The following is a 10,536-nucleotide window of genomic DNA, read 5'->3' as shown; positions in this document are numbered from 1 at the left end:
AATGGAGATAAGCACTTAATAGGTGGCAATCAAAATGACATCTTTTTTTTACAAGGCGATCTGACTAGCGGTTATGTTGATGGAGAAGGTGGGATCAATATTTTAGACCTAGGAGATTTTGCCTCTAATCGTGGATCTCTACAGATTAATTTGAACGAGCGAGAGCCTTATCTTGTGCATGATGGCTATGATTATAACAGTTTTCGAATAGTTAATTTCCAACACCTACTGACTCGTAAAGAAAAGCCGGATTATATCCATTTAGGCTGCCGTACCAGCTATGTTGATAGCAGAGGCGGCCACTCTAATTCTTATGGACAAGATATTATTGTGATTGGTAATAACCAAGAATGTCATTATCAAATGCAAATAAAAATGTCCCCTTACACAGTTATCAAAAATCAAGCGAATCAAGGAAATTTTTCTTATTTATTGACTCGAGGTAGTGGCGATGCGGAAATACATTTTGAAACTCGAGGAAAAGATACTGCGCAACATCAAATTTCCTTTAATTATACCTTAGCCGAGATTAAACAGCTGCGCTTATTGCCTGATAATAAAGTTATTTTCAACTTAATGTCAGAAGCAGAAAATGGATTTAATGTGACACTTAGTCGTTCAAATAGCACTAAGATATCGTGTATTTTTACGGATGCAGAAATGAAACTGGGCAATGTAAGGACTTATACCCTACAACAAACCAAGAAAAATCTGGGTGAAATTGTTAAACACTATCCAGCACTAGCTGAAAGATTACAAGGATCCATAGTCGCCCACACTCAGAATCAAACAGTAGTAATAGGTTATTCGCTTCATCATGATGTATTAGAGAACGATCTGCTACACCGCAGTCATTTGGTGGGCAATGGAGAAGAAAATATCTATAAGATAACACCGAGAAAAGATGAGAAACAGACACCAAGCATAATACTGTATCCACCTCAATCTCACTCAAAAAAGATAGAGACTTTAGATTTGCGTGCTGTAATACAAAAAGTGGAAGCACATAAACAGTGTGTTTCCACTTTAATAGTACGTAAAAAGGGTAAAAATTTAGATTTGTTAATTAAAGCAAAAGTAAATAAACAGTGTCAATTAGGCAAAAAACTTATTGTTAAGATCATATTAAAAGATGCTGCTAAGATTCCTTGGACGAGTCAATTAAATATCTTAGCGCATCAATCACCTCTTGAAATAAATCAAGTTGTAAAAAATAAAGGCGGAAATAGTCGCAACATTTGGGTTTTATCGCCAAAACCCTTAACATTTAACAAAACTAAAAAAATTATTGTTTTATCAGCTCAGGATGTAGAACCCTACACACGTATAATGCTTCCTAAAATTCCTCATGGTGTAAATTTTGCGCGAACAGGAGAATATTTAAATGATCTTATTATTATCAGTAAACGTATTTATCAACCTCGTACTGTGGTAATTAAAGATTTTTATTCTGCTAAGGGACATGATGCACATAAACTACTAAGCTTATCATTGCATTTTGGTAACGTAACTGTGAATTTAAAAGACATCCCAAGTTTGTCCTTACCAAGCTTAGTTGCATTACAAGATAAGAAGAAAGCAAAAGTATACAACTCCATTTTTGGCTCAAATACCACAAATCAGCGCATAATGAAAGCCGGCTCAAGTTGGATGACGTTGGTAGGGTTTGGTTCAGTGGTAGCAATTTCTATAGCTTATTCTTGTGTCAAACATCTGAGAAGACAGCCTAGATTCACTGTAGAAAATATAGCTGCTGTTGCTCTTCTTCCTCCTGTGATATTACCACAAAGCCACGCTACACCTATTCTTCCTACAACAGAAATGGTAGCTTGTTATAATCAATTTCTTAACGATGATCAATGTGCTAAAAGCCAAATTTTGATTGGAACTTTGATCTTTTGTGCTAATAATGAGATCAGATTAGCTTGGTTTAAAGGAGAAAAAGGCTATGATTCTGTTTATGCTGTTTCCAATTCAACCCGCTTGGATACCTTTGAACTAAGGGCTTCTGGTGACAAGATCTTAATTCGTAGAGAGGATCAATGTCAGCAAGCCATTAATTTAAAAGAGATGAAGGAAGTTTCAAAAGACATGATGGTTGCCGCTCCAATTTTTCAAGAAATGCTGAGAAAGCCTTTAGAGCACTATAGATGGACCATCATATGGGAGCCATTTAAACAACAAATAAAACAAATAGGGCTACATTACTTAGGCGAGCAGTATTTAATTCATACCAATTTGGGAGATTATTTCCGTGTTATGGGCTTGACGCCCAACTGGCAGCAACGGGATGCTGTTCATTGGTCGAAGCGAATATTGAGCTCTTGGCTCAATCACAATTTACTTTCTAGCTGGTCTATCACTGGAGTTTTTTTAGAAACGGCACTCTTACATCCCCATATACAATCAAGATTGCCAGGAGATACTTATCGTTCGAAGTCAATTATACGTTTTATTGCGGATTTATTACAATTCGGACCATCTGTTTCAACGTTTATCCCTTCTTTGGTCGATTTTTTATGTTATCAACATCCTTGGAGTTATGAGATAGCAATGGGATTACGTGGTTCATTAGCTCTGTTGGAAGTAATAAATGATCGTAGTACCTGGTATTTAACAGTAGGTTTATTTATTTTACCGCAAATTCCTTATTGGCTTGAAAACATTGGAATACCAGTAACGCGTTATATCAGTCACACCCTGGAACTATTGGAGAGACTTCTAATTTCCTATAGTTTAATACTCAGTGTGCAAGAAGATTCACAACGTTTGGCGGCAAAAAAAATGACTTTACAGCAAGCTGATCGACGAGTGGAGCAAGGCAAAAAACAGATAGCATGGCTGTACAATTCGGGAGTAAGCTTTTTTAGCAAATTAAAAACTTCTAAAACAGAGATAAATGATACTGAACTCCCCAATTCACAATCAGCTCAAACATCCAAAAGTTAACCAGAAAATGTTTCTCAGTTAAGCCGGGGGAACAATTAAAACCCGTGATTTATAAGGGCAGAATCAGATATTGAGACCAAATTTTAGCTGTTAGGTCGGCTAGATAAGCTATAAGTCTTCAGTTATAAATAAAATTTTTGCCTTAGCTGATTCTAAGACTAGTGTCATCTCTACCTTAAAAGGTTGAAATAACCAACAATTATATCAAAAAAACCCGCTTTAAACGGGTTTTTATTTACACTAAAGATTGTAAGTGATGATTATTCAGCTGCTTCGTTAACAACAGGACGGTCTAATAACTCAATAATTGCCATAGGTGCATTATCACCTTCTCTATATCCACATTTGATGATACGGAGATAACCACCAGGACGCTTCTCAAAACGTGGACCTAAATCAGTAAATAATTTACCCACTGCAGATTTTGATCTTAAAATATCAAAAGCTTGACGACGTGTAGCTACAGAATCAACCTTACTCACAGTAATTAAAGGTTCAATGTAGCGCCGTAAATCCTTAGCTTTGGGCAAAGTTGTTTTAATCAACTCATGCTCAATTAAAGAACAACACATATTTGAAAACATCGCCTTACGATGACTACTTGTACGGCCAAAACTGCGGCCAGAATTACGATGACGCATAACAAAAACTCCTAAACATTACTCGCCAAGACTCGCTGGCGGCCAATTCTCAAGTTTCATACCCAGCGATAATGAACGTGATGCTAAAACGTCCTTAATTTCAGTTAAAGATTTCTTACCAAGATTAGGAGTCTTTAATAATTCATTTTCAGTACGTTGTACCAAATCGCCTATATAATGAATATTTTCTGCTTTCAAGCAATTAGCAGAGCGAACAGTTAGCTCTAAATCATCAACAGAGCGTAATAAAACCGGATCAAAGTCATCGCGTTCTTTATTATCAGATCGTGATTCTTCGAACTTCATATCAACAAATGCATGAAGTTGTCGCTGAAGAATACTTGCAGAAATACGAATTGCTTCTTCAGTATCTATTGTTCCATTAGTTTCTAACTCAATAGTTAACTTATCTAAATCGGTACGATTTTCAACACGTGCACTATCAACATAGTACGCTACTTTTTTAACAGGTGAGAAGCTATTATCTATTTTAAGCTTACCAACAGATTTTCGCTCTACTTCATCGTCAAACTGTCTAATAAAGGAATCTGTACTATGAAATCCTATTCCTTTTTCAACTTTTAACGTCATGTTTAATTTGCCTTTTTCATTCAAATGCGCAATGACAAGCTCAGGATTAATTACTTCAACACCATGTGTCAGTTGAATATCACCTGCAGTAACTTGACAAGGACCTTCCTTATTCAGCGTAACTATGGCTTCTTCACCTGTTGTCACCTTAATTGCAATCAATTTAAGATTAAGCAATAGATCAACAACATCTTCCTGTATGCCTTCAATAGTGCTGTATTCATGCAAAACACCATCAATTGAGGCTTCAGTAATTGCACTCCCAGGCATAGATGACAGTAATATACGTCTCAAAGCATTGCCGAGGGTATGACCAAAGCCACGCTCCAAAGGCTCTAGAACTATTCTAGCTTTATATGGCGATTCAGCCTGTACCTTAAGAACATTAGGGGTCAGCATTTCATTGATTTCAGTATACATTCAGCTATTTCTCCGAGCTTACTTAGAGTAGAGTTCTACAACAAGGTTAACGTTGTAGTCTGAAGATAAGTCAGTTAACGTTGGTGCTGTAGAAAAAGTTCCTTTAAATGCAGAAGTATCTACAGTAATCCAATCACAAGGCGCTCTTTGTTCAGATAAAGCTAAAGCAGCTTGAATACGACCTTGACTTTTGGCTTTTTGACGAACAGCAACCACATCTCCTGAACTTACTAAGAAAGATGAAACATTAACTACTTTATCATTAACTAATATGGCTTTATGCGCTACTAATTGCCTCGCTTCAGCACGAGTAGTTGCAAAGCCTATACGATACACAACATTATCCAAACGTCTTTCGAGAAGAGACATCAGGTTTTCACCAGTAGCACCCTTCATTCGAGCAGCTACTTTATAATAGCCTCGGAATTGCTTTTCAAGAACACCATATAATCTTCTGATTTTTTGCTTTTCTCTAAGCTGAATTCCATAACCGTTCAGGCGTGGTTTTTTATCGCCATGCTGTCCAGGTAATTTTTCAGATTTACATTTGGACTTATGATCACGAACACCACTTTTAAGTAATAGATCACAACCTTCTCGTCGTGATAATTTACATTTTGGACCAAGATATCTAGCCATTAATTACTCCTGAGTCTTACACACGACGTTTTTTAGGTGGCTTACACCCGTTATGAGGGATACCAGTAACATCAGTTATTTCAACTATTTTAAAATCTTGTGATATTAATTCACGAATGGTAGATTCTCTACCAGGACCAGGGCCATGTACAAATACAGCCACAGATTTCATCCCATACTCTTTTGCAACAGCAGCCGCACGCTCAGTTGCAACTTGCGCAGCATAAGGTGTACTTTTTCTTGAACCTCTGAAACCAGAACCACCAGATGTTGCCCAACATAACGCATTACCTTGCCTGTCAGTAAAGGTAACAATTGTGTTGTTAAATGATGCATGCACATGAACGATACCATCAGACACAACACGCTTTGCCTTTTTGCGTACTTTTTGCTGCTTTGACTTAGTTATTGCCATCTTACATTCCTACATAAAAAATCAATTAGTAGTGCCTTTTCTACGACCTTTACGAGTACGAGCATTAGTTTTCGTACGTTGTCCGCGTAGAGGCAAACCTCTTCTGTGTCTTAATCCACGATAACATCCCAGATCCATTAGGCGCTTAATATTCATTGTGACAATACGACGCAAATCACCTTCCACAGTAATTTTCGCAATTTCTGCTCTCAACTTTTCTAATTGAGCATCAGTCAACTGAGAAACTTTAGTTGAAGGATCTATATCAACTGTTGAACATAATTTCAAGGATGTAGTTTTACCGATACCATAGATAGCTGTTAAAGCAATCACAATATGCTTGTGATCTGGTATATTTACTCCTGCAATACGAGCCATTAACTTCTCCGAACGTTATTTTGTTCTGTCAAAAAAGGACAGAAGAATACTATTTTTATAAAATTAAATCAAGTGGATATTAACCCTGCTTTTGCTTATGTCGGGCATCTTTACAAATCACTCGTATAGTGCCACTTCTTTTAATAATTTTGCAATTGCGACAAATTCGCTTTACTGATGCTCTAACTTTCATTCTTAACTCCGACAAATATCATAACAGACCAGGTAATTTGTTACCTTTAAAATTAGCCTTTTTCATTAAAGAATCATATTGTTGTGTCATTAAATAAGCTTGTATCTGCGCTACGAAATCCATAATGACAACTACAATAATCAGCAACGAAGTGCCTCCAAAATAAAAAGGAACATGCCATGTGTACATTAGAATCTGAGGCAACAAGCAAACCAGAACCAAGTATAATGCACCAACTAATGTTAAGCGAGTCATAACCGCATCAATATATTTTGTTGTTTGCTCACCAGGTCTGATCCCTGGAATATAAGCTCCAGATTTCTTTAAATTTTCCGCAGTATCTTTTGGATTAAATACAAGAGCAGCATAAAAGAACGCAAAAAACAAAATAGCTACCGCATAGACAATTAAATACAAAGGCTGCCCAGGCGATAAAGCCATCCCAACATCAGATAACCATCCTAAACCCTTAGTATGAGAAAAGAACTGAGCTAATGTAGCAGGCAATAATATAATACTGGATGCAAAAATTGGAGGAATTACACCAGACATATTTATCTTTAACGGTAAGTGGCTTGTTTGCGCTGCATAAATCTTTCTTCCTTGTGTTCTTTGTGCATAATTAACTCTAATTCGCCTTTGAGCACGTTCCATAAAAACTACAAACCCTGTAACAACAACTACAATTACTGCAACTATAATTAATGTAAGCGCCTGCATTTGTCCTTCTTTTACTTGTTGAAGTACAGAAGCTATAGCATTAGGCATGCTGGAAACAATTCCAGAAAAGATAATCATTGAAATACCATTTCCAACACCCTTTTCGGTAATTTGCTCACCTAACCACATTAAAAACATAGTTCCTGTAACCAAAGTGATTACAGCAGTAAAATAAAAAGAAATATCAGGATTTAGCGCAATTTGCTGCCCTACTAACCATCGTGCCATGCCTAAAGACTGAAATACAGACAGGAGCAAGGTCAAATATCGCGTGTATTGATTTATTTTTCTACGTCCAGATTCGCCTTCTTTTTTCAGTTGCTCTAACTTGGGAAGTACAACTGAAAAAAGCTGAATAATAATAGATGCAGAAATATAGGGCATAATACCTATAGCAAATACGGTTACCCGTGATAATGCACCACCAGAAAACATATTAAACAAGCCAAAAATGGTATTTTGCTGCTCATTAAAAAAATTAGCTAGGCGGGTAGGATCCAATCCAGGTACGGGTATGTGAGCGCCCAAGCGATAAACTAAAATTCCAAGAATAACAAATATTAATCTCGATTTAAGTTCCGCCAATCCACCACGAGATTGGCTTCCATTATGTTTTTGGTTTTTCATAGTCACTCTTCTATGCTGCCACCTAAACCTTCAATGGCTAAGCGAGCTCCTTTAGTAACCCTTAAACCTTTTAGTTTGATGACTGTAGTTATTTCGCCTGATAAAATCACCTTTACATCTTTAATTGAACTATTAATTAATCCAGCTTCTCGTAAAACATTTAAATCAATGACTTCAGCCGATAACTTGGCAAGTTCACTTAAGCATATTTGATCAACAGTTCTACCAACTCGAGACTTAAAGCCCATTTTTGGTAAACGTCTTTGAATAGGCATTTGACCGCCTTCAAAATTTATTTTATGGTATCCACCTGCTCTAGCTTTTTGACCTTTATGCCCTTTGCCACTAGTTTTACCTAACCCTGATCCTATACCTCTACCCAAACGTTTTTTGGGACGACGTGAACCTGGTTCCGGTGATAGTGAATTTAAATTCATTATACACTCTCCTCAACTAGCAATAAGTAATCGACAGTATTTATAAGCCCACGAATCGCTGGAGTATCATTATGAGAAACACTTGAATTAGTTTTTCCTAGACCCAATTGCTTCACGATAGAAACATGTTTTGGCTTCCTACCAATAACACTTTTTACCAAAGTAATTTTAATTCTTTTTTCCATAATTAGCCCGCCATAACTTCATCAACAGTTTTACCACGCTTGGCAGCAACATAATCTGGAGTACCAATGTTCGTTAGAGCACCGATTGTAGCTCGTACAATATTGCTTGGATTTGTAGAACCAATACTTTTAGCTAATATATTTTGTACGCCTAAAACTTCCAGTACAGCTCGCATCGCACCACCAGCAATAATCCCAGTACCTTCACTGGCAGGCTTCATAAATACTTTAGAAGCGCCGTAGTTCCAAGTAACTTGGTGAAATATAGTTGTTCCAGATAATGGAATATAAACCATATTTTTCTTTGCTTGTTCCATTGCTTTTTGAATTGCTATTGGAACTTCACGTGCTTTACCTCTACCAAAACCTACTTTACCTTTACCATCTCCTACCACAACTAAAACTGCAAAGCCAAACACACGTCCACCTTTTACAACTTTTGCTGTGCGGTTAACTGCTACAAGTTTTTCTTGATAGCCATCTGATTTAGGTGATTCTTCGAATGCCATAATCGTTCCTTAAAAATCTAATCCAGCTTCGCGAGCACCTTCAGCAAGGGCTTTCACTCGGCCATGATATTTATAACCAGCACGATCAAATGCAACTTGAGTAATACCCTTCTCACTTGCACGCTTACCCAGTAATTTACCTACTAAGTTTGCTTGTTCAACTTTGCATTTACCGCTTAAACTGGCTCTTAATTCTTTATCGTTAGTTGAGCATGATGCTAAAACTCTATCGCCAAGTTTATCTGCTTCAATAATTTGAGAATAGATATGCAAACTACTTCTATAAACAACTAAACGTACCCTGCCTGATTGACAAATTAACGCCTTAGATTTCAATCCACGTCTCTTACGTGAGTTATACTTATTCATAACTTACACCTTATTTCTTTTTCGCTTCTTTACGAGCAATTTGCTCACCAGCATATCGAACACCTTTTCCTTTATAAGGCTCTGGGGGTCTAAATGCTCTGATTTCAGAAGCAACCTGTCCCAAAATTTGCTTATCAGCACCTTTTAGTAATATTACTGTATTGCTAGGAGTCTCAACAGAAACACCCTTAGGTAACGAATACTCAATAGGATGGGAAAAGCCTAGAGATAAGGTAATGGATTTGTCTTTAGCTTGTACTCTATAACCTACACCAAACAATTCCAATGTTACCACAAAACCCTCAGTAACACCGTGAACCATGTTACTCACCAGTGCTCTTGCAGTTCCAGCCTGAGCCCAAGCTCGAGGATCGTTCGCTGCTGGAGTAAACTCAATGTGGTTAAACTCTTTATTTTTTGTAATCGTCACTAACTTATTTATTTTTTGAGTTAGTGCTCCTTTAGGCCCTTTTACAGTAATTTCTCCATCAGCTAATGTTATTTCTACATTTGCTGGCTGGACTACAGGGGCTTTCGCTACTCTAGACATATCATTCCTCTCAAGTATTAAGCCACTTCACAAATGACTTCGCCACCAACGCCTTTCAGCTTTGCAGATACATGAGTCATTATACCTTTAGACGTGGACAATATAACCACCCCAAATCCAGGAATAGAAGTTAAATCTTTATAAGATTTATATACTCGTAATCCAGGTCTACTAATTCTCTTAATCAGTTCAATAACAGGTTTGCCATGATAATACTTCAGCTTAATTGTCATTAATTTAAGATTATTATCTAATCCTTCCACGAAGAAGTCCTGAATATAGCCTTCTTCTTTAAAAACACGCATAATTTCTTCTTTTAAATTAGAAGATGTTAATGTTACTTGCTGATGCTTAGCTTGTTGACCATTTCGAATTCGGGTCAGCATATCAGCAACGGGATCATGCATACTCACAATCGTTCTCCAAAAAATTTACCAGCTGGATTTTCTTCCGCCTGGTATATTGCCAACCATTAACTGTTGTCTTAAGCAAATTCTGCAAAGAGCAAACTTACGATACACGCCATGTGAACGACCACATTGCTGGCACCGTTTGTTATGACGTACAGGATTTGAATTAACAGGTAACTTTGCTAGTTTTTCCTGACTATCCATAATCATCTGAAAATCTGTAGATGATTTAATCAATTGTTTCAATTCGTTTCTGCGTTGCCTGTATTTATCCACAAGTTTAACACGCTTTAACTCGCGCATAAGCATTGATTTCTTAGCCACAATTTCACCCTTCTATTTTTTATCTCTATCTTTCAATGGAAGATTAAACGCTTCTAATAAAGCTTTAGCTTCTTCATTTGTTTTGGCACTTGTAGTAATACAAATATCTAATCCACGAATGCCATCAGTTTTATCGTAATCAATTTCGGAAAATACAATTTGTTCACTTATACCCATAC

15 protein-coding genes and 1 pseudogene are annotated in these 10,536 nt (G+C 36.9%); 1 reads left to right on the top strand and 15 read right to left on the bottom strand.

The features are described 5' to 3' along the window. Positions 1-2,949, top strand: a 2,949-nt coding sequence (locus tag WA877_RS00860) for a hypothetical protein (protein ID WP_425169053.1), incomplete at its 5' end; no start/stop codon positions are given. A gap of 260 nt (positions 2,950-3,209) precedes the next feature. On the opposite strand, the gene rplQ is transcribed toward WA877_RS00860, so the two are convergent. The 15 genes and pseudogenes from rplQ to WA877_RS00785 form a co-directional block, all read right to left on the bottom strand. Next, positions 3,210-3,590, bottom strand: coding sequence for a 50S ribosomal protein L17 (gene rplQ, locus WA877_RS00855; RefSeq protein ID WP_425169052.1), 381 nt, complete (start codon positions 3,588-3,590; stop codon positions 3,210-3,212). 18 nt (positions 3,591-3,608) lie between these two features. After that, the gene (locus tag WA877_RS00850; RefSeq protein WP_425169051.1) at positions 3,609-4,601 is read right to left on the bottom strand and encodes a DNA-directed RNA polymerase subunit alpha; all 993 of its coding nucleotides are present in this window, start codon (positions 4,599-4,601) and stop codon (positions 3,609-3,611) included. An 18-nt stretch (positions 4,602-4,619) separates the two neighbouring features. Beyond that, positions 4,620-5,240, bottom strand: a complete 621-nt coding sequence (gene rpsD / locus WA877_RS00845; protein ID WP_425169050.1) for a 30S ribosomal protein S4 — start codon at positions 5,238-5,240, stop codon at positions 4,620-4,622. 16 nt (positions 5,241-5,256) lie between these two features. After that, positions 5,257-5,655: a 30S ribosomal protein S11 gene (rpsK, locus tag WA877_RS00840; protein WP_003633055.1), complete on the bottom strand. Its 399-nt coding sequence runs from the start codon at positions 5,653-5,655 to the stop codon at positions 5,257-5,259. A gap of 21 nt (positions 5,656-5,676) precedes the next feature. Further along, positions 5,677-6,033, bottom strand: coding sequence for a 30S ribosomal protein S13 (gene rpsM, locus WA877_RS00835; RefSeq protein WP_425169049.1), 357 nt, complete (start codon positions 6,031-6,033; stop codon positions 5,677-5,679). 79 nt (positions 6,034-6,112) lie between these two features. Beyond that, positions 6,113-6,226: a 50S ribosomal protein L36 gene (gene rpmJ / locus WA877_RS00830; protein ID WP_010946099.1), complete on the bottom strand. Its 114-nt coding sequence runs from the start codon at positions 6,224-6,226 to the stop codon at positions 6,113-6,115. 18 nt (positions 6,227-6,244) lie between these two features. Further along, positions 6,245-7,573 (bottom strand): preprotein translocase subunit SecY, encoded by a 1,329-nt coding sequence (gene secY / locus WA877_RS00825; protein ID WP_425169048.1) that lies wholly within the window; start codon positions 7,571-7,573, stop codon positions 6,245-6,247. A gap of 2 nt (positions 7,574-7,575) precedes the next feature. Beyond that, complete coding sequence (gene rplO / locus WA877_RS00820) at positions 7,576-8,010, bottom strand: 50S ribosomal protein L15 (protein WP_425169047.1); 435 nt, start codon at positions 8,008-8,010, stop codon at positions 7,576-7,578. After that, positions 8,010-8,195: a 50S ribosomal protein L30 gene (gene rpmD / locus WA877_RS00815; RefSeq protein WP_425169046.1), complete on the bottom strand. Its 186-nt coding sequence runs from the start codon at positions 8,193-8,195 to the stop codon at positions 8,010-8,012. The genes rplO and rpmD overlap by 1 nt, the downstream gene beginning before the upstream one ends. Before the next feature lie 2 nt (positions 8,196-8,197). Beyond that, the gene (gene rpsE / locus WA877_RS00810; RefSeq protein ID WP_425169045.1) at positions 8,198-8,704 is read right to left on the bottom strand and encodes a 30S ribosomal protein S5; all 507 of its coding nucleotides are present in this window, start codon (positions 8,702-8,704) and stop codon (positions 8,198-8,200) included. Between the two features lie 9 nt (positions 8,705-8,713). Next, a complete protein-coding gene (gene rplR / locus WA877_RS00805; RefSeq protein ID WP_425169044.1) occupies positions 8,714-9,073 on the bottom strand; it encodes a 50S ribosomal protein L18 in 360 nt (119 codons plus the stop codon). Positions 9,074-9,083: 10 nt separating this feature from the next. Next, positions 9,084-9,623 carry a 50S ribosomal protein L6 gene (rplF, locus tag WA877_RS00800; protein WP_425169043.1) on the bottom strand — a complete coding sequence of 180 codons (540 nt, stop codon included), beginning with the start codon at positions 9,621-9,623 and terminating at the stop codon, positions 9,084-9,086. Positions 9,624-9,640: 17 nt separating this feature from the next. Beyond that, complete coding sequence (gene rpsH / locus WA877_RS00795) at positions 9,641-10,036, bottom strand: 30S ribosomal protein S8 (RefSeq protein WP_425169042.1); 396 nt, start codon at positions 10,034-10,036, stop codon at positions 9,641-9,643. Between the two features lie 18 nt (positions 10,037-10,054). Next, entirely contained in the window at positions 10,055-10,357 is a 303-nt protein-coding gene (gene rpsN, locus WA877_RS00790) for a 30S ribosomal protein S14 (RefSeq protein ID WP_425169041.1), read from the bottom strand. 12 nt (positions 10,358-10,369) lie between these two features. Next, positions 10,370-10,536 (bottom strand): annotated as a pseudogene (locus WA877_RS00785) (50S ribosomal protein L5); the annotation flags it as partial.

The organism is Legionella sp., from assembly GCF_049790535.1.
GTDB lineage: Bacteria > Pseudomonadota > Gammaproteobacteria > Legionellales > Legionellaceae > Legionella.
The sequence above is the reverse complement of the archived record's forward strand: the minus strand, read 5'-3'. Positions and strand labels throughout refer to the sequence as shown.

Excerpts from the sequence above, each read along its gene's own strand:
- rplO (WP_425169047.1), bottom strand. The coding sequence starts at position 8,010 with ATGAATTTAAATTCACTATCACCGGAACCAGGTTCACGTCGTCCCAAA.
- rplR (WP_425169044.1), bottom strand. The coding sequence starts at position 9,073 with ATGAATAAGTATAACTCACGTAAGAGACGTGGATTGAAATCTAAGGCG.
- rpmJ (WP_010946099.1), bottom strand. The coding sequence starts at position 6,226 with ATGAAAGTTAGAGCATCAGTAAAGCGAATTTGTCGCAATTGCAAAATT.
- rplQ (WP_425169052.1), bottom strand. The coding sequence starts at position 3,590 with ATGCGTCATCGTAATTCTGGCCGCAGTTTTGGCCGTACAAGTAGTCAT.
- rpmD (WP_425169046.1), bottom strand. The coding sequence starts at position 8,195 with ATGGAAAAAAGAATTAAAATTACTTTGGTAAAAAGTGTTATTGGTAGG.
- rpsE (WP_425169045.1), bottom strand. The coding sequence starts at position 8,704 with ATGGCATTCGAAGAATCACCTAAATCAGATGGCTATCAAGAAAAACTT.
- rpsK (WP_003633055.1), bottom strand. The coding sequence starts at position 5,655 with ATGGCAATAACTAAGTCAAAGCAGCAAAAAGTACGCAAAAAGGCAAAG.
- rplF (WP_425169043.1), bottom strand. The coding sequence starts at position 9,623 with ATGTCTAGAGTAGCGAAAGCCCCTGTAGTCCAGCCAGCAAATGTAGAA.
- rpsD (WP_425169050.1), bottom strand. The coding sequence starts at position 5,240 with ATGGCTAGATATCTTGGTCCAAAATGTAAATTATCACGACGAGAAGGT.
- WA877_RS00850 (WP_425169051.1), bottom strand. The coding sequence starts at position 4,601 with ATGTATACTGAAATCAATGAAATGCTGACCCCTAATGTTCTTAAGGTA.
- secY (WP_425169048.1), bottom strand. The coding sequence starts at position 7,573 with ATGAAAAACCAAAAACATAATGGAAGCCAATCTCGTGGTGGATTGGCG.
- rpsM (WP_425169049.1), bottom strand. The coding sequence starts at position 6,033 with ATGGCTCGTATTGCAGGAGTAAATATACCAGATCACAAGCATATTGTG.